At 39.9% G+C, this 19,404-nt stretch carries 15 protein-coding genes; 6 read left to right on the top strand and 9 right to left on the bottom strand.

All coding sequences use genetic code 11. The features are described 5' to 3' along the window. Positions 1-26: 26 nt before the first annotated feature. On the bottom strand, positions 27-824 hold the full coding sequence (locus tag H9565_RS12730; RefSeq protein WP_215440243.1) for a tRNA pseudouridine synthase A: 798 nt from the start codon (positions 822-824) through the stop codon (positions 27-29). Between the two features lie 74 nt (positions 825-898). Here H9565_RS12730 and H9565_RS12725 point away from each other — a divergent pair, with 74 nt between their 5' ends. Together H9565_RS12725 and H9565_RS12720 are read left to right on the top strand one after the other, a co-directional pair. Then, positions 899-1,336, top strand: a complete 438-nt coding sequence (locus tag H9565_RS12725; protein ID WP_215440241.1) for a hypothetical protein — start codon at positions 899-901, stop codon at positions 1,334-1,336. Between the two features lie 201 nt (positions 1,337-1,537). Further along, complete coding sequence (locus H9565_RS12720; protein WP_215440239.1) at positions 1,538-2,020, top strand: hypothetical protein; 483 nt, start codon at positions 1,538-1,540, stop codon at positions 2,018-2,020. A gap of 103 nt (positions 2,021-2,123) precedes the next feature. Here H9565_RS12720 and H9565_RS12715 read toward each other — a convergent pair whose 3' ends face one another. Then, positions 2,124-4,487, bottom strand: coding sequence for a T9SS type A sorting domain-containing protein (locus tag H9565_RS12715; RefSeq protein ID WP_215440237.1), 2,364 nt, complete (start codon positions 4,485-4,487; stop codon positions 2,124-2,126). 236 nt (positions 4,488-4,723) lie between these two features. Between H9565_RS12715 and H9565_RS12710 the strand changes: the two genes are divergently transcribed. Continuing rightward, complete coding sequence (locus H9565_RS12710) at positions 4,724-5,422, top strand: response regulator transcription factor (protein WP_215440235.1); 699 nt, start codon at positions 4,724-4,726, stop codon at positions 5,420-5,422. Beyond that, positions 5,419-6,912 (top strand): sensor histidine kinase, encoded by a 1,494-nt coding sequence (locus H9565_RS12705; protein ID WP_215440233.1) that lies wholly within the window; start codon positions 5,419-5,421, stop codon positions 6,910-6,912. Before H9565_RS12710 ends, H9565_RS12705 begins: the two co-directional genes overlap by 4 nt. A 112-nt stretch (positions 6,913-7,024) precedes the next feature. Here H9565_RS12705 and H9565_RS12700 read toward each other — a convergent pair whose 3' ends face one another. The 4 genes from H9565_RS12700 to H9565_RS12685 all read right to left on the bottom strand — a co-directional run bounded on the left by H9565_RS12700 (position 7,025) and on the right by H9565_RS12685 (position 12,411). Next, positions 7,025-7,795 carry an SDR family NAD(P)-dependent oxidoreductase gene (locus tag H9565_RS12700; RefSeq protein WP_215440231.1) on the bottom strand — a complete coding sequence of 257 codons (771 nt, stop codon included), beginning with the start codon at positions 7,793-7,795 and terminating at the stop codon, positions 7,025-7,027. Between the two features lie 11 nt (positions 7,796-7,806). Continuing rightward, a complete protein-coding gene (locus H9565_RS12695; RefSeq protein ID WP_215440229.1) occupies positions 7,807-8,928 on the bottom strand; it encodes a polysaccharide lyase family 7 protein in 1,122 nt (373 codons plus the stop codon). A gap of 73 nt (positions 8,929-9,001) precedes the next feature. After that, a complete protein-coding gene (locus H9565_RS12690) occupies positions 9,002-10,060 on the bottom strand; it encodes a polysaccharide lyase family 7 protein (RefSeq protein WP_215440227.1) in 1,059 nt (352 codons plus the stop codon). A 32-nt stretch (positions 10,061-10,092) separates the two neighbouring features. Continuing rightward, positions 10,093-12,411, bottom strand: a complete 2,319-nt coding sequence (locus H9565_RS12685; protein ID WP_215440225.1) for a chondroitinase-B domain-containing protein — start codon at positions 12,409-12,411, stop codon at positions 10,093-10,095. 314 nt (positions 12,412-12,725) lie between these two features. Here H9565_RS12685 and H9565_RS12680 point away from each other — a divergent pair, with 314 nt between their 5' ends. Beyond that, entirely contained in the window at positions 12,726-14,090 is a 1,365-nt protein-coding gene (locus H9565_RS12680) for a Kelch repeat-containing protein (RefSeq protein WP_215440223.1), read from the top strand. A gap of 74 nt (positions 14,091-14,164) precedes the next feature. Here H9565_RS12680 and H9565_RS12675 read toward each other — a convergent pair whose 3' ends face one another. From H9565_RS12675 to H9565_RS12665, 3 genes are all read right to left on the bottom strand, one after another. Continuing rightward, positions 14,165-15,634, bottom strand: a complete 1,470-nt coding sequence (locus tag H9565_RS12675; RefSeq protein ID WP_215440221.1) for an AAA family ATPase — start codon at positions 15,632-15,634, stop codon at positions 14,165-14,167. 63 nt (positions 15,635-15,697) lie between these two features. Then, positions 15,698-16,855, bottom strand: coding sequence for a vWA domain-containing protein (locus tag H9565_RS12670; protein ID WP_215440219.1), 1,158 nt, complete (start codon positions 16,853-16,855; stop codon positions 15,698-15,700). A 119-nt stretch (positions 16,856-16,974) separates the two neighbouring features. Next, positions 16,975-18,372 carry a Gfo/Idh/MocA family protein gene (locus H9565_RS12665; RefSeq protein ID WP_215440217.1) on the bottom strand — a complete coding sequence of 466 codons (1,398 nt, stop codon included), beginning with the start codon at positions 18,370-18,372 and terminating at the stop codon, positions 16,975-16,977. Between the two features lie 152 nt (positions 18,373-18,524). Here H9565_RS12665 and H9565_RS12660 point away from each other — a divergent pair, with 152 nt between their 5' ends. Further along, complete coding sequence (locus H9565_RS12660; RefSeq protein ID WP_215440215.1) at positions 18,525-19,331, top strand: DUF1853 family protein; 807 nt, start codon at positions 18,525-18,527, stop codon at positions 19,329-19,331. The last annotated feature ends 73 nt before the right edge of the window (positions 19,332-19,404 follow it).

Here is a 19,404-nt window from a genome sequence, read left to right as displayed (position 1 = left end):
TTATAAATATACTAAGAAGCGTACAACTAGATTTCCTGATTTGAAAAATGCAAATCGTGCAAAAGCAGCCCCGAACCCGGTGCTACATACGTAAGTTTTATTCCGCTATCCGGTTGCAATGAATCTTTTATATCCGCTAGGGATAAATCCCCTCTACCTAACTGAATTAGCGCCCCCATCATCATACGGATTTGGTAACGCATAAAGCCTTTTCCTTTTACATGCAGTGCATAGCTCTGGGCAGGAAAAAAATTGGCTTGTAACAGTTCATTTTCTTTTAACTCACAAGAAATTATGGTACGTTCGGTTTTTGTGTTTTCCTGAAGTCTTGCCGTATACACTTTAAAATTGTGACTTCCTTCAAATAATTTCGCGCCCTTTTTCATTATATCAATATCCAACTTATCCAAGATATTAGCCAAAAATGGAGCGCAGAAAGGGTGGTTTTTTTCCCCATGGGAAAAAAGGTACACATACTCCTTTACTTTGGCATCCTGAATTATATTAAAGGAGCTCTCCGTTTCCGTAATGGACATTACCCTGAGGTCCGGTGGTAGGTTTCTATTAAAGATTTCCAAAAACTCATCCTTATGAGCTATTGGCTCATCCTCTATGAACAACTCAAAGACCATAGACAGCGCCGAAACTTTAGCATCCGTACGGCCAGCTCCTAAAATTTTAAACTTTTGCGCAGGTAATACAAACTTTAAGGTTTTGGTCAACATGGCCTCTATTGTTTTTTGACCAGGTTGTTTTTGCCATCCGCTATAGCGGAAACCTAAATATTGTAGACGTACCAAATAACAATAACGGGCAACTTGCATGCAATTTTCTCTTTAAGACCAAGCTACTATTTTTTTTGTATTTTGTAATGAACAACCTTTTAAAACCAACAAAAATGACTTTAAATGCAGAAATTAGACCACCGGCGTGGTTTTGGATAATCAGCGTAATTGCTCTTTTGTGGAACCTAATGGGCGTCTCCGCCTATTTAATGGAAGCATTTATGAGTGTAGAAGACTTAGGAAAACTAACACAAGACCAAAGACTACTTTATGAGTCAAGGCCCATATGGGTTACGTCTGCTTATGCCATTGCCGTTTGGGCGGGTGCACTAGGATGTATAGCTCTATTGCTACGAAAAAAATGGGCAAAAACTTTTCTGCTACTCTCGTTAATTGGCGTGCTGGCTCAAAATGTGTATCAGTTTTTCTTGAGCAATACTTTTGAAGTTTACGGGCCTAGTGCCATATACCTACCAATAATGATTATTGTTGTAAGTATCGCACTTTATTTATTTGCAAAATCTAGTGCTTCTAAAGGGTGGATTTCATAATATTGTAAGCAAGAGTTAATTACGTTAGAACAGCATTCGTAAGTTACAGGTTCTAACTCCTTAATGCTTAATTGAAAACTGTTGTTTTTAATGAGATGAACAAAGCATGCTGCGTTTTAACGATTTTTTTGAATAAAGTAGGAAAAAAGACGTTTTTTAGTCTCCTATTTTTAACCCCCAACCTCTGGAAAACAACTTTTTATGAAGTTCATTTTAAGAATATTCCCCTGGAAAAGAACAATTCACATTTCTATTGCCGTTATAGCTGCCTTGATTATATTTAGTTTTTACGGCCTATACACCAACACTTTTCACCTCTTTAAACCCAATAACTACATTTTTCCGTTGTTGACGTTATCCCACATTACTTTTTTATACGTGCTGTGGTTTAAAATTAAAGAAGACGAGCTGACCGACCCTCAAATGAGAAATATAGAATACATTTTGTATGTTGTTTTTGCCGTATACGTTTTTAAGACTTTTGAATCTTTGTATATTCTTACCAGTTATTCTGATTTTGAGAACCATATTATTCCTGCAAGTTTTTTTCCGGTTGGAATATTGATTTTCTTATTACACGTACTATTATTAGGTCTTACCTTACTTGCTATTAAATACCGTAGGGATATGGTGGGGCCATACGTTTTTGACGATATGAACCAACACATAGATTCTTGGGAATAACTACCAAACTATTTTTATAAAAACACAAAACCCCGTTTTTCAACGGGGTTTCTTTTTTCTGAACAGTTCTAAAGTGTTCAAAATTTAATGGCAATCATAATGGTTATTTGATTACAATCTTCTTTGTAAACGTCTTACCATTTGGCTGGCTAATTCGTAGAAGGTATAAACCTCCCGGCACCGATTGCACATTAAAAGCTATTTTCTTATCCTCTACTTGACTTACTCCTCTTTTAACAGGGTTTCCCGCCGTATCGAACAATGAAACATCTACGCTTCTAGAAGTAAAATCCGGTAACGAAACATTCAATACATCTAAGGCAGGAATAGGGTATGCTTTTGATGTTGTTTCAACTATTGGAGCCTCCTTACGCACCACTTCAATAGGATTGGATAGGTCGTAGCACCCAACAAGGTCATTGGCGTTAAGTCCCATTTCTGCACCTTGCAGTCCGTCCTCGTAGCGCAAATGCCAGATATAACAGGTGCCCGCTCCCGCTCCATCGAAATCCACTCCTTCCACGGCTTTCAATGAGGGTGGGATACCGAGTATCTTGCCTTCCTCGTCCGTGATAACGAACGTACTGTTCTTGCCCGAGCGCTTGCCCGTGACCGCTATCCCGCTGACCATGTCGGGGGTACCGTCCACATAGAACTCAAAAGGTCCGCCAGTTAAGGTGCCTGCATCCGTTTCCATTCGTACTACTTTAATGGGGTTGGACAGGTCAAAGTTGCCTTTCAGCTCGTGCGCGTTCATACCCATTTCGGCACCTTCAAGTCCGTCCTCATATCTCAGGTACCAGATATAACAGGTACCCGCCCCGGCACCGTCAAAGTTTACGCCTTCAACAGCTTCCAGTGTTGGCGGAAGTCCCAATATCTTGCCCGAATCGTCCGTAATTACGAACGAACTGTTGCTTCCCATGGCATCGCCGCCCAGGGTAATTCCCGAGACCATATCCTCCGTGCCGTCTACACAGAAATAGAAAGGACCCCCGGAAAGCTCCCCTGCTTTTACCATCGTTTTCTCCTTACGCACCACTTCAATAGGGTTGGATAGGTCGTAGCACCCAACAAGGTCATTGGCGTTGAGTCCCATTTCCGCACCTTGCAGTCCGTCCTCGTAGCGCAAATGCCAGATGTAACAGGTGCCCGCTCCCGCTCCATCGAAATCCACTCCTTCCACGGCTTTCAATGAGGGTGGGATGCCGAGTATCTTGCCTTCCTCGTCCGTGATAACGAACGTACTGTTCTTGCCCGAGCGCTTGCCCGTGACCGCTATTCCGCTGACCATATCAGGGGTACCGTCCACATAGAACTCGAAAGGTCCGCCCGTTAAGGTGCCTGCATCCGTTTCCGTGCGCACTACTTTAATTGGGTTGGACAGGTCAAAGTTACCTTTCAGCTCGTGCGCGTTCATACCCATTTCGGCGCCTTTAAGTCCGTCCTCATATCTCAGGTACCAGATATAACAGGTACCCGCCCCGGCACCGTCAAAGTTTACGCCTTCAACTGCTTCCAGTGTTGGCGGAAGTCCCAATATCTTGCCCGTATCGTCCGTAATTACGAACGAACTGTTGCTTCCCATGGCATCGCCGCCCAAGGTAATTCCTGAGACCATGTCCTCCGTGCCGTCTACACAGAAATAGAAAGGACCCCCGGAAAGCTCCCCTGCTTCTACCATCGTTTTCTCCTTACGCACCACTTCAATAGGGTTGGATAGGTCGTAGCACCCAACAAGGTCATTGGCGTTGAGTCCCATTTCCGCACCTTGCAGTCCGTCCTCGTAACGCAAGTGCCAGATGTAACAGGTGCCCGCTCCCGCTCCATCGAAGTCCACTCCTTCCACTGCTTTCAATGAGGGTGGGATGCCGAGTATCTTGCCTTCCTCGTCCGTGATAACGAACGTACTGTTCTTACCCGAGCGCTTGCCCGTGACCGCTATTCCGCTGACCATGTCAGGGGTACCGTCCACATAGAACTCAAAGGGTCCGCCCGTTAAGGTGCCTGCATCCGGTTGATTTCGGTACACCGCTATAGAATTGGAAAAATCATAATCGCCCTCTAAACCGGAAACATTCATTCCGCCCTCCAGGCCTTTTAATCCATCCATATAACTTAAATGCCAAATAAAACAAGTACCGGCACCAGCTCCATCAAAGTTAACAGCTTCGGGATTAGGTGGAAGTCCTAGTATTTTCCCAGCTTCATCGGTAACTACCCATTGTGAATTTTCTCCACTATTCTCGCTAACCGTAACTCCAGAAACATGGTCCGGATAATCATCTCCTACACAGAATTCAAACGGGCCTCCACTAATTGTTCCCCCATAAGATGCTGTATCTATATCATTCGCTAAAACATTAGGTGCAACCAACAAAGTTGCTAACGTTAGCAAAAGTGCAGACCAAGACAATGCCCGTGGTCTGTTGTTCGCATTCAAACAAAAAAGTAATTTTCTTTCCATAATTACGTGTTTTTAATTCGTATCCAAACTAATTGTTATATTGATGTGAGAAATCACAAAATGCTAAACTTTTTCTCTAATTCCGTGATACTTTTGTGAACTTTTACGACTTAACCTTCAGGTTATCAATAATACTAGGATTGTAAGGACGATTATGGACTTTTCCTTACCATTTATCTATTTTAAACATCCTGTGATAACTGTGTGATACTTTTTAACTTCATTCGTACTCAATTATGAAAGAAATATTGATTATAGAAGATGATCCAGAAATCATCAAGTTGTTAGAGATACACCTTACCGATCTCATTTATAAGACTTCCAAGGCCATGGATGGTGCCCAAGGATTATTAATGGCCCTAAACCATGATTATGACCTAATACTTCTGGACCTTACGCTCCCGAGCATGGACGGTGTTGAGATTTGTAAAAAACTAAGAGCAGAAAAAAATACTCCGGTTATTATGCTTACTGCCAAGTCCGAAGAAATAGACCGTGTACTTGGTCTAGAGATAGGTGCTGATGACTATATTACAAAGCCATTTAGTATACGAGAGTTGCTAGCGCGAATTAAAGCGGTTATGCGGCGTACAAATGCACAACAGGTTAAAGATGAGAATACGGCAACTATTGGGTACGAAGGCCTTTTTATAGATATCGATAAGAGAAAAGTACTGTTGAAAGACAAGAAAATTGAACTCTCTCCCAAGGAATTTGAGCTTTTGGTTCTTATGGCATCCAACCCAGGACGGAACTATTCCAGGACAGAACTGTTGAATATGATCTGGGGCTATAACTTTGAGGGCTATGAACACACGGTGAATTCTCATATTAACCGTTTACGTGCCAAAATCGAATCAGATATGGCAAATCCTACCTATATTCTTACGACTTGGGGCGTAGGCTATAAATTTAACGAAGACATCTCATTATGAGCCAAAAAGAAAAAACCTTGACTCCCAAGCTGATTAAGAAACTTTGGTTGGCCTTTGTCCTACTTGTATTACTCATGGGGGCATCCTACATATTCATTACCGGTTACTTTGCCAATAAATACAGCCAAGAAACAACACAACGTCTTAACGCAGATGTTGCGCATCATGTAATTGCCGAAAAATTTCAGGACGCATCCCCGTTTCTTGAAGATGGCAGCGTTAACAAACCTCTTTTTGGTGACTTAATGCATGACATGATGGCCGTAAACCAAGGCATTGAGGTTTATCTGCTAAATGAAACTGGCGAAGTTCTGTATTCCGTGGTTTTGGATCATGGAGACAAAAGTTCTATAAAGAGTGTTTCATTGGCCCCAATAGAGTTTTTCATTAAAAATAATGGAGAGCGTTTTGTACTTGGTGATGACCCGAGGAATTCTGGAGAGAAAAAAATATTCTCCGTAGCTCCCTACTCCGTAGACGGTAGGAACGGCTATATCTATATTGTACTTGCCGGGAAAAAATTCCAGGAAGTTAGCGACAACCTTTTGAGTCAATATTTTACTAAATTAGGCATTGGCGCTACCATACTCACCATGCTTTTTTCGCTCATAATTGGTCTTTTGGCCATTTGGTTCTTAACTAAGAATTTACGCCTGATTACAAAGACGGTCAGGAAGTTCCATGACGGAGATTTACAGGCAAGAATTGCCAATCCTGAAAATTCAGATATTGAAGTCTTTGCAAAATCATTTAATGAAATGGCAGATAGTATTGTTGGGAATATGGATAAAATGCAGTCCGTTGATTTATTGCGCAGGGAGTTGATTGCCAATGTTTCCCATGACCTTAGAACACCTTTGGCAATTCTAAAAGGGTATATTGAAACCCTACAGATTAAAAACGAAACCTTAACCGAGGAACAAAAACAAGAATACCTGCAGATTACGCATGACAACGTAGATAAATTGTCCAACTTAATCAACCAACTTTTTGAGTATTCTAAATTAGAAGCCGAGCAAGTCACTCCCGTTAAAGAACCCTTCTCCATTACGGAACTTTCCCATGACCTGATAGCCAAGTTCAAGGTTTTGGCCGAAAAGAAACAGATAGACCTTCAGCTAGACAATCCGGAAGAAAATTGTATGGTCTATGCTGATGTAAGCCTTGTAGAAAGGGCACTTCAGAACTTAATAGAAAATGCCTTAAAGTATACTGAAGCCAATGGTAAAGTAACTTTATCACTTCAAAAGAAAGGAAAAAACGTAGAGATAAATATTACGGATACTGGTACAGGAATTGCCGTAAACGAGCAGCCTTTTATATTTGACCGTTACAAACAGGTAGACAAAAGCGCCAAAAAGCAGGGATATGGACTTGGTTTGGCAATCGTTAAAAAAATCATGGATCTACATGATACTACCATCACCGTTTTAAGTAAACCAAAAGAAGGAAGTTCTTTTATCTTCAACCTTCCTGCTTATCAGATTTAACATTAAACTTATTATCCAAAATTCATATTGCAATTTCTTGAGCAAAGTGGTCAAAAACCCCTAATGCTCAAGAAATTGCTTTTATGAATACATAATTTGTAGTTAATAAGGCCTACATATTGTATACCCCTCCATTAATATCCAGTGTTGCTCCAGTTATAAAACCATCGTACTCAGATGCCAGATAGGTAACCGCCCGTGCTACATCAGCGGCATTACCGGCGCGTTGAATTGGAATACCGGCAACGGTTTCTGCTGCCGACTCTTTGGTCGTATGGGTATTGTGAAAGGAAGTTCCTAAAATAAGCCCAGGAGCCACCGCATTGACCCGAATGCCTTGTGGGCCTAATTCCGAAGATAATGCACGGGTAAAAGTTAAAATTGCTCCCTTACTTGTTGAATAGACCAATGATCCCGGATGCCCTCCTTTTCGTCCTGCGAGCGAAGCCAAATTAACAATGCTGCTATTATCGTTTTTTGCAAGATATGGTGCTGCAGCCCTCGTTACGAACATCATAGACGTAAGGTTAATATCCATTACCTTGTTCCAAAATTCGGCCTCCATTTCACCCAGCATTTTACGTGCTACAAGCGAGCCGGCATTATTGACCAATATATCAAGACCGCCAAGTACTTCTACCGTTTTCTCTACAAGAGTATTTGCATCGGCCTCCTTAGTTAAATCACCTGATATAGCCACTGCTTTTTGGCCCTTCGCAGTTGCGTATTCAACCAACTGATTGGCGGTATCAGCACTAGAAAAATAATGAATGGCAACATTGGCACCACTATCAATAAAGTGTTGGGTTATGGATTCTCCTATTCCTTGTGCACCAGCGGTTATCAGCACATTCTTACCGGTTAATTTTGTATTCTTCCCCATTCTATTTTTTACTATTTGATTTTATCATTTTTGGTAAAGTAGCCTTCGTTAGAAACAGCATTGTCACTTACAGTTATACTTGCAGTTTTAAACCACACCTCTGCATAGTTACCGTCCGCATATTGTTTTTGGACATCACCACCATGAGTTTCTGCTCCAGAACACCAGTTTTTGTTCACCTCGGGAGACTTTCCATTAGTCTGATTGTAAGCGCCTAGTTTAAAGAAACAACCTTCGCCTGTATACGCTTCTTTACGTTCCACCCCATCTTGGCCAATTGGCACAAATAATTTTTGAGTTTGCTCCGGTATATCCGCAGTGGTTGTATATTCGGATTCGATTAAATTTTTGGTAAATGTTTTGGTTTCATGGCCCTCACTCGTAAAGGTTAAGTTCATGATACCGTTAAAAACTTCAACTTCATAGCTAAACTCCTCTCCCAAAGCAATACCCTCCTTAGGTTCTTCAGGATAAGTGTTTGCATCCGTGCCCACAACGGAAAAATCATTGCCCCAAACGGCAGTTGAATAATCCCACCTAGTTGAATTGTCTTCTCCAGCCGTATTTATTTCATAATGCCAAAAGACAGAACCTTTTGTATGGCCTGGGAATTTCTTATAGAATATTTTGAGCGGTTCGTTTTCATGTGCATCGGCACTATGAATTTGACCTACCACAACAGCATGGGTGGCCGCTACTCTAGCATCACCGGTAGCAGAGACATTCATTACTTTTAAAGTTGCTGTCAACTTATCATTTGCAGTTTTAGGATACCACTTTTTTACTTGCGCCAATTCCGTTCTGGTATTGTTTGAAGTTCCATGGGTATTGCCCCCATTGGGTGTTTTAAAAACCACCCATTCATTGGTGCCATCATTTGTAGTAAAGAAGAAATCCTTATTCTCAAAGTTGTTGGCATGTCCCACATTTGAACCATTGCCCAAAATCAATTTCCAATCATCAAAAAATGGAATCACATTACTTGCGTAAACTGTCTTTGTTTCTTCCGTTTTACCCGTATCAGGTGCACCTTCAGTGTCCTTCTTTTTTGTTTCTGTTTTACAACCGCTAAGTATTAGAAAAAAACTAAAGACTAAAAACGTTGTTAGAGAGACTGTTTTTTTTGTATTCATTTCTTGTGATTTGATTTTACTTCTATTTTTCGGTCTAAGCTGAGTTTTAAAATTTACTTTGCCGCTTTACCATTTATTCTTTTTGTGGAGGTGTTCCTGCTCCCACAGTTGCTTCCTTAAACCAAACCTCTGCATAACAGCCGTTTTCATATTGTTTGGCAATATCACCTCCATAAGTTTCCGAACCGGTACTCCAAACCATGTTGTCTTCAGGTTTTTTACCATTAGTTTGGTTGTAAGCACCTTGTTTGAAATACTGTATTTCTCCGGCATAGGCATTTTCGCGCTCTACTCCGTCCCTACCAATAGACGCGTACAACGTTCTTATTTGTTCGGGAATATCAGATTTTTTAGTAAAATCGGATTCCAATAAGTTTTTCGTGAATTTTACCGTCTCATGTCCATCACTGGAAAAAGTAAGGTACATTATACCTTTGTAGACATTTATTTCATAACTGAATTCTTCGCCCAGTGCAATACCGTCTTTTGGCTCCTCTGGATATGAAGTAGCCGTAGCTCCAACAACGGACATATCATTACCCCAAACGGCCGTAGAATAATCCCATCGTTTTGAATTATCTCCTTTGGTATTTATTTCATAGTTCCAAAAAACGGACCCCTTGGTATGCCCCGGAAATTTCTTATAAAAGATTTTGATAGGCTCGTTCTCATGACCCTCATCACTATGAATCTGCCCCACTACTACGGAGTAAGACGCAGCAACCCTAGCGTCTCCTGAAGTAGAAACATGTTGCACTTTAAGCGTTCCGGTTAGTTTACCTCCTGTCTCGGGAATCCAGTGTTTCTTTTGTCCCAATTCAGTTCGTGTATTGCTAGATGTGCGTGAAGTTACCCCAGAGTTTGGGGTTTTATAGACTACCCAATCCGTTACACCTTCATTCTCAACATAGAAAAAATTTTTTTTTTCAAAATTTAAAAGTTCTTCGGAGCGAGTGCCATCACCTAAAAGAATTTTCCATTCTTCCATAAACGGTATTACATCACTCGGGTATTTTATTTTATTTTCAGTTGAAACTGTGGGCTCCAAACTATTTGAAGAGGTAGACTTGGAGTTGTTTTTACACCCGATCAGCGCCAAAACAATGAATGCCGTAATTACTGATTTTTTCATTTATGAATTGATATTTTTCTAATTGAGATTTATTAATACATGAGTTTAAGCGGAAGGTTTTCTTCTACAATCAGCTCTCCTGAATTTTTAATATCGTTGTTGGAATGGGTATTGTTTTTGGCGCCCCACAAGCGGGCAACAAACTTTACCGGGTTATCTGCAAATGTATTCCCTGAAATTTCCACATTTATAATACCGTAAGTATTCAATAAAATTCCATCTTCTTCTTTGGCTCCACATTGAGTAAAACTGCTATTGGTGACTACAAGGTTACCCCCAACAGTAGATTCATCATATCCTCCTCTGTAATAGTCCACTACATTTTTATCCACTCCTTTAAATGTGCAATTGGCAATAACAATATTCTCTGCACTGTATTCACCTTTATCATCCGTTTCCTCGGACAGTTCCAAACCGTTATTACAATTTTTGATTGTCGTAGATTTTAGTTGAATATACTCCGAGAAAGAATGTTTGTAGGCCTTTAAAACAAAGTCAAAATCAGATATTTCGGAATCAACTATAGTTAGATTGTACAAACTGGACATATTATTCTTTAAACTAGCGAAAGCATATTGAGTTTTTGTTCCTTTTAAAACCACTCCTTTCAGAGTCAATTCGCCTTTAGGATTCATCTCAAATGCCGGTGTTTCCGGTGCGCCCCTGAAATGGATAGTCGCTTTCTTATTGGTATCCGTAGATTTTATCGTGAGACGTTTATCAATCTTTAAAGACGTTTTTACTTTGTACTTAGCGGAAGTCAATACTATAGTGTCTCCATTTTTCGCATTCTGAATGGCGTTGACCAACTTGGCCGTTGAACTTACGGAATAGGTTTTAGGCAAAGCCTTTTTTGAAGATTTAGCTGGATACCAATCTGGACCATATTGAGATACATCCATAAGATTTGGCTTTTGATCAGGTGCTTTAACTACGGCTCCTACCGAGTTAACCTCCTTTCTAGAATTACCAAAAAGGTCGGTCGTAATTAAATCGAACTCAAAACCATTATAAAGTTCTGGATCGGTTAAGTCACTTTTAGGAATCCATATGTTTTTTTCTAATTCTGAAACGGTAAAATCTTTAGTTTTAATACCAGGAATTTTCTTGAACGAAACCCCTTGGTTATCTATAAGATTGCTTTTAAAATTTATTCCATCTAATGAGTCATGGGCCACAACCGGCTGTTCATCCCCCGTGCTATTATAAATAAGGTTGTTGGCAACAATGGTCCTAATAGGCCTCTCGGACCTTATTTCAGAAGCAGGCAAAATATCTTTCTGATCAATATTGGAACCTACCCCAAACTGCAATGGTGAATCGCAATCTACCCAAGTATTATAAGCTACTACTACATCGGTTACCTGTATGTACCTGTTAAGGGGTGATTTTGGAATACCGTTCATTACAGCAAGTGGACTCCTAAATGTTTTACCTTTTAGGTTATAAAAGTAATTATTCGTTACCCAATGTCCCGTACCAATTAAACGTACGCCCCCAATTTGCTCAGAATCCGCATCGCCTATAAAGTAGTTGCCATCAACAATACAGTAGTTCCCGTGTCTGGTTACCAATGAGCCTTCACTTTTATAAAAGACATTATTCCTGAACTCGTTAAAATTTGATTTACTGGAAATAATCTCTACTTCACCATTACATTTATCAAAAAAATTGTTTTCAACAAGGGTATAACTAGGCGCCATGGAGGTAAAACTATTGCCAAGCTGTATGGTTTCTGCACTAGGACCACCCTTAGGAGGTCTAGGCCCAAAATAGTTATGGTGTATCTTATGGTAATTCTTTATGCTATTATTTCCTGCAAGATCAATCCGTACAGTAGGCCCTCTATTGGATTTACCCGCTATATAACAATGGTCCAACTCATTATGTCTCCCTTTAAATAGAACCCAGAGGTCTGTCTGGTTTTTTTGGGACTTATTAAAATCCAGAATCACGGAATTTGTAACCCGAGAATGATTGGCCACCGTATCTTCACTAATGGCAAATTCAATGACCGCATCAGAAGGAGATGAACCATTAACAAAGTTTAAACCACTAACAACGAGATAATCTCCGCCCAGTTTTAAATCGGATTTTCCGCCAATAACCACTTTACCCGCTGTTTCGGCACGTAAGGTAATTGGCCCATTTTCTTTTCCATAACCCACAAAACGGATTTGAACATTGTTCCAATCTCCATTGGCCATGATAATTTCGTCACCAGGACCTGCATTGCCTATTGCCTTATGGAGTTCTACGATATCTTTTACATAAGCCCCTTCTTGTTTTGGAGGTTGTGAAAAAGAGATGAATAAAAGCGCTGCACTTATGATTAACAGGTTAGTTTTCATTGTTCAGATGTGTTGAGATGTAGTTCAATTGGATACTTTACATTGTTGAGCATGCACAGTGTTAAGCTGCAATTTTCAATTGGTTTACCAAACTGGTTTACCAAATATAATCATTTAATCATACCAAACAAATTATTTACAGACTATCGCCTTTATTAAATAGAAATATCAATGACTTAACTCCTTAAAAAATACTTTCTGGATTGTAAACACGACCTAAATCTAGAATAATGAACACTTGGTCTAATCGCATTGAACCACTGCAATATTACTACACCACCACAGTTATGTTATTGAACTTAAAAACCCCTATTATGACTTTTAAAAATTTCTTTTTAATCGGCATCTCCTTATTCGCCCTGAATGCCTGTTCCGATGATGATTTACCACTAGAAATCCCCGAAAAGGAAACAGAACAATCAGAGGAAGAACAGACCAAGGAAGAAGAACAACAACCTGAAAATGCCGCTCCGGATTCTTTTAGTCTAACCATGTTAGAAGATGGCACGGCCGATGTTGACCTAAACCCTACACTCTCTTGGTCAGCAGCTATTGATTCTGATGGAGATAATATTACATATACTCTTCTTTTAGACGAAGAAGAAACACCGCAAAGTATTCTTGCGGAAAACCTTATAACTCCAGAATTTAATATTATTGAAGGTTTAGAAAAAAATAAGGTTTACTACTGGAAAGTTGTTGCTAGTGATACTAACGGAGGCGCAACGGAAAGCGCACAAACTTTTAGCTTTAGTACTAAAGGTCTATCTTTTTCCGAATCGGCCTTGACTGCTAATGCCGGGTTTAGTTCCAGAAGAAATCATAGCATTAATGAATTTAACGGGAAACTTTGGATGATCGGTGGAGGAAACGACTCTTCTGGATTCAAGGACGTGTGGTCCTCTATTGATGGTGAAAATTGGTTGTTAGAAGTAGAAAATCCTTTTGACTTTTTTAGCAAAAACAATCACACTGCTATTGTATTCAAAGAAAAATTTTGGATAATAGGTGGTGGTTTTAGTGATATTTGGTCTTCTACGAACGGAAAAGACTGGGTGCGAAACGAAAATGTTGGTGCATTCGGTTCTAGAGAAGGACATACAACAGTTGTTTATGACGATAAGCTTTGGGTAATTGGCGGTAACAAAGGTTCTGAGCAAATGAACGACGTGTGGTATTCCGAAGATGGAGCCACTTGGGAACAAGCTACCGAAAATGCCCAATTTTCTCCACGTACAGACCATACTACCGTAGTGTTTGATGATAAGATGTATGTTATGGGAGGAACTGCCGTACAGGGTTTTTCACCACTATTTTACAATGACATTTACACATCTACAGACGGTGTAAACTGGACAGAAGTAACTACAGAATCTGTATTTGAAATTCGTGCCAACCATTCCTCGTTAATCTATGACAACAAAATGTGGGTTATTGGAGGTTGGCAAGCGGTAACGAATGAAGAAACTACCGAGCAAGAGCTTACCACATTTGCAGACGTTTGGTATTCCGAAAACGGTAGCGAATGGAATAAGCTAACTACCAATGACTTATACCAACCAAGAATGGGACATGCCTCTGTAGTTTTTGATAATAAAATACTTATTTCCGGAGGATTGAATATTAACAAAGAAGATTCAAGTAGAACTCATTACAATGATATTTGGGTAATTGAGTAACTACAATTTATGACAATGAAAAAGCCCCTTCAAAATATGAAGGGGCTTTTTTCTTTAATTAGGATTGTGAATTTCTACAACCCGTCTATATAACTTCCGTAAAGGTCCTTGAATTGGTATCCTTCCGCAAATCTGTTTTTGCTAAGTTTCTTATGTGATACTAACCCCCATAAAACCAATTCCTTTAAAAAGTACATATCTTCTTTAGGAAAATCAGGTTGATGTTCTTTTATCAACTGGCTAAGTTCAGGAATACTATCTAAGGTTCTTTTATATTCTTCATCTGTAAATTCATCTAGAAGTTCAAAACCTTCTCCTTGAAAAAACCAACTCAACAAATCATCATAAGGAGTTTTTGCGCCCTTTCTTTCCAACTTGTTTATGGCCGGGAAGTATTTTGGAAACAGGCTTTTTACCGCATCATCAATCAAAATTTCAGCAACGCCATCAGCACCTTCTTGCTCGCCCTCATAAACCAATTCAATCTTACCGGTAATGGCCGGAATAATACCCATAAAGTCACTCAAGCGTACCATGGTTTTATCGGCATCGGTTACTAAGGCCCTTCTTTCCGCTGTACTTAAAAGATTTTCAAACGCAGTAATACTGGTTCGTGCACTTACACCACTTTTCGCATCTACGTATTCGCTATCCCTTGCTTCAAAAATAATTTGCTCTAAAAGGTCCTTGGCCAAGTCCGGCACATAAATTGAATCCGTTTGGCGCGAGTCTAATTTCGCCTCCTGTTCTGTAATTTTTCTAGCGGTTTCAATATCATCCGGATAGTGCGTTAATATTTGTGAGCCAATCCTATCCTTAAGTGGGGTAACGATACTTCCTCTATTGGTATAGTCTTCTGGGTTTGCCGTAAACACAAATTGAATATCCAACGGCAGCCTCAATTTAAACCCACGAATCTGTATATCTCCTTCCTCCAATATATTAAAAAGTGAAACTTGAATTCTAGCTTGTAAATCCGGTAGTTCATTAATTACAAAAATACACCTGTTGGCCCGTGGGATCATTCCAAAATGAATTACCCTGTCATCTGCATAGGATAACTTCAGGTTTGCCGCTTTTATGGGGTCTACATCACCAATTAAATCGGCTACGGTAACATCTGGTGTTGCTAGTTTTTCAGCAAAACGAGCATCTCTATGCAACCAAATAATTGGGGTATTATCCCCTTTTTCCTTTATCAATTCCATGGCATATCTAGACATGGGCTTAAGCGGGTCATCGTTAATTTCCGAACCTTCTACCACAGGGATATACTCGTCCAAAAGACTTACCATTAAGTGGGCCAAACGTGTTTTAGCTTGACCCCTAAGACCAAGTAAATTTATATTATGCCTAGATAAAATAGCTCGCTCCAGCTCTGGAATAACGGAATCTTCATACCCCCAAACACCGGGAAAAGTTTCTTCTCCTTTTTTTATTCTTTGAATAAGATTATCACGTAATTCGTCCTTAACACTTTTTACTTTATAGCCAGCTTCTTTTAACTCGCCAAGTGTTTTTATTTTCTTGTTATCTAATTTCATATATAGCAATCTCTTTTTCTTTCTAAATCAAGTCCGTCTGAAATGAAGAGGAATTGGTCTATCTTATTTCAATCGTTTTTTTCTATTCGCTTCGTAATCTTCAAAAATCATTTCACCCAAACCTTTTAACCCGGTAAAAAATGCCTTGCCTTTGTTCGCTTCTGTAAAGTGGCGAATAAACTGCATTAAATAAGCATCTTGAGCTATCATAAACGTGGTAATAGGAATATGTAATTTTCTAGCCTGGCGTGCCATATTATAGCACTTCTCAACAATATAGTCATCCAGACCTACGCTATTCTTATAATATGTTCCATCAGGTAGTCGCAAGCAACTAGGCTTTCCGTCCGTAATCATAAAAATCTGTTTGTTGGTATTCCGCTTCCGGCGTAGCATATCCATTGCCAATTGAAGTCCCGCTACCGTATTAGTATGATAGGGTCCAACTTTTAGATACGGAAGGTCCTTTATAGGAATGGGCCAAGCATCGTTACCAAAAACCAGAATATCCAAGGTATCTTTTGGATAGCGTGTAGTAATGAGTTCCGCTAGTGCCATCGCTACTTTTTTAGCTGGTGTAATACGGTCCTCGCCGTACAAAATCATACTATGACTAATGTCTATCATTAACACCGTACTCATCTGTGCCTTGTGTTGCGTATCCTCAACTACTAAATCATCTTCGTTTAAAGTGAAGCTACCCATACCATGGTTGATCTGGGCATTTTTAAGGCTCTCCGTCATTGAAATATGCTCTAAACCATCACCATAACGGTATTCTCTTAAATCACCCGTATGCTCATCTCCTTGACCGGATTTTCCGGTTTTGTGGTTACCTGAGCCGCTACGTTTAATTTTACCGAAAATCTGGTCTAGCGCACGTTGGCGAATCAAGCGTTCCATTTTAGCGGTAATGGAAATATTTCCCTTTCCGCCGTTTTCATCGCCTTCTTTTCCTTCTCCACCTGCAGCATCATCGTCAAATTCTTCTTGAATGTATCCTTTTGCTTTTAACTCCTCTATGAAATCATCAATCGTATATTCATCATCTGTTAGCTCATACTCCTTATCCAGTTCACGCAACCAATCAATGGCCTCATCAAAATCTCCCGAAGTATGGGTAATGAGTTCCTGAAAAATATCAAAAAGTTTTTCAAAGGGAGTTTGTTCCGGTGCTTCATAGGTTGAAAACCGAAACCCTTTTCTTGTGTTCATAGCCATACTATAAAATTAGTTAATAAAACCGTCAACACCTCCCTTTTTAGGAAATGTTAACGGTTATAGGCTATTGCCTTTCACAAAGCATTGCTGTTTTGCTATTTTGTAAAGAAATGGTCTTTTTAACTGATGATTCCTAATGGTGCCGTAGTCTTCCAAGCACCGCGGGTGAAATCCGGGAATTCCTGTGGTGCGCCATTTGCAGCAACGGAAGTCTCGCTTAAAGGAGAAACCGCACTCCATAAGCAACCCTCGTACACATTCTGGTCTAAAGGCTCTCCATTTCTTAAACACTCTACAATACGAAACAACATCATAAAGTCCATTCCGCCGTGACCGCCCATTTTAGTGGCGAGATCACCTACTCGCTTGTACAAAGGATGTTCATATTTTTCATAGATTTTTGCCAAGGCATCACCTTGTGCCCAATGATGGTGGTCTTCCGTAGCACTTTCAACCCCACCTTCCAAGGCCACACGGGTTGGGAAACCTGCCAAAGTACCTTTTGTTCCTTGAATCATGTTATGGCGGGTGTATGGCCGTGGACTGGTTTCATCCCACTGCACCATAATCGTTCTACCTAAATCCGTTTTTATAATGGACGTATTGATATCACCGCCCTTATAGTCCAATTTATTCCATTTGTGGTCTACAGGAAAGTTCTTTTCAGCATATAATTGCCTTCCTTTGGCAGGCGATGAAAAAGCATTGATGAATTTAAAGTTATCATCAGTCCGCCCAATATTCATGTATTGCGCCACAGGCCCTAAACCATGCGTTGGGTAAAGGTTTCCGTTTCTGTGTGCATAATGTGGTGTTCTCCAAGAACCCGTACCGCGGTCTACCTCGTTCATTTGAAAACGTAACTCGTGAATATAAGCTGCCTCTCCGTGTAAAAGTTCGCCTATAGCCCCTTCGCGACACATATTTAAATACAACAGCTCATCTCTACCGTAGTTAACATTCTCCATCATCATACAATGCTTCTTTGTCTTTTCGGAAGTGTCAACTATATCCCACATTTCTTTTAAAGTCAAGGCCAATGGGACTTCTACAAAGGCGTGACTACCGGCATTCATGGCTGCAATAGCCATTGGCGCATGCAAACCCCAAGGTGTTGCTATAATAACTGCGTCCGGTTTTTGTTCTTCTAACATTTTCTTCCAATCGTTCTCACCATTGGTATACAGTTTTACTTTTTTGTGTCGCTGTCCCTTTCCTGCCTCTTTACAGACATCTGCAGATTTTTTGGCCCAATCTTCATAAAGATCTGAAATGGCAACCACTTCAGTGCCTTCAATCGCGGCAATTTGTGCCACATGACCTGAACCTCTTGCCCCTACACCTATAAACGCGAAACGTACCTTATCCAATTTAGGAGCCTTAAAACCTCCCATATATTGTGCAGAAAAAGGTCGTTCCGTTCCTAAAAAATTAGCTTTTGAAATATTTGGGGTTAGGGCAATACCAGCTCCTACCAATGACGTTTTTTTTAGGAAGTTTCTTCTGTTGGAATTCATTTGTGTTTGTTTTGTGAGTTGTTGTTGAAATGAAACTACAATATAAAGAAGTTTTAGGGAACTTAAACACGCTCGCCTCTGCTATTAACATAGTCTTACAATGATGCATTATTTTTTTGACAACCCACAAAGAGATCATACCTTCGTGTAAGATGATAAAAGAACAATGTCTTGGCTTTTTAGAAACACCACCACTGTGGACAGGTGAACAATTTGGTATAGAACAGTTTGTGTTCCCTGAGCTTCATATGAAACGGTTTCTGCCAAAACCCATTTCAAAAAAATTACGTTTGGGTCACCAAATGGAGCATGTTTTCACTCAATTGCTCGTCAGAAATAACGCATATGACCTTGTTCTTCATAACAAAGCTGTAAAAGAGGAAAACCGTACCATTGGTGAAATTGATTTTATACTAAAGCATAGAGAAACGGAAAGACTCCTACATGTTGAATTGACTTATAAATTCTATATCATTGACCCAAGCATATCAGAACCCATACACCGGTTAATAGGTCCCAACCGTAGGGATATGTTCTTTACCAAAATGGAAAAAATCAGGGACAAGCAGTTTCCTCTTTTGCACTCTGAAAATGGAATTAGAACGTTATCCGAAAATCAAATTAACCATGACGATATAACGCACCAAGCCTGTTACAAAGCCCAACTCTTTATGCCTCATACCAATGCCCATGTAGACATTACTCCTCTAAATAGAGATTGTATCTACGGCTATTGGTTAAGGTTTGAGGACTTTGAAAATGGTGATTATAAAAAGTACAAATACTATATACCCAGCAAATCCGAATGGGTCGTTACTCCACACAAAAATGTAAGATATTCATCTCATTTTGAAACTTTGATGGACGTTAACCTGCGCACCCTGAACCAAAATGCCCCCATGCTCTGGATGAAAAAAACGGATACTGAATTCGAGAAATTTTTCGTGGTGTGGTGGTAGTTAGTAGTTAGTAGTTAGTAGTTAGTAGTTAGTAGTTAGTAGTTAGTAGTTAGTAGTTAGTAGTTAGTAGTTA

The organism is Zobellia russellii, from assembly GCF_018728565.1.
Taxonomy (GTDB): Bacteria; Bacteroidota; Bacteroidia; order Flavobacteriales; family Flavobacteriaceae; genus Zobellia; species Zobellia russellii.
The sequence above is the reverse complement of the archived record's forward strand: the minus strand, read 5'-3'. Positions and strand labels throughout refer to the sequence as shown.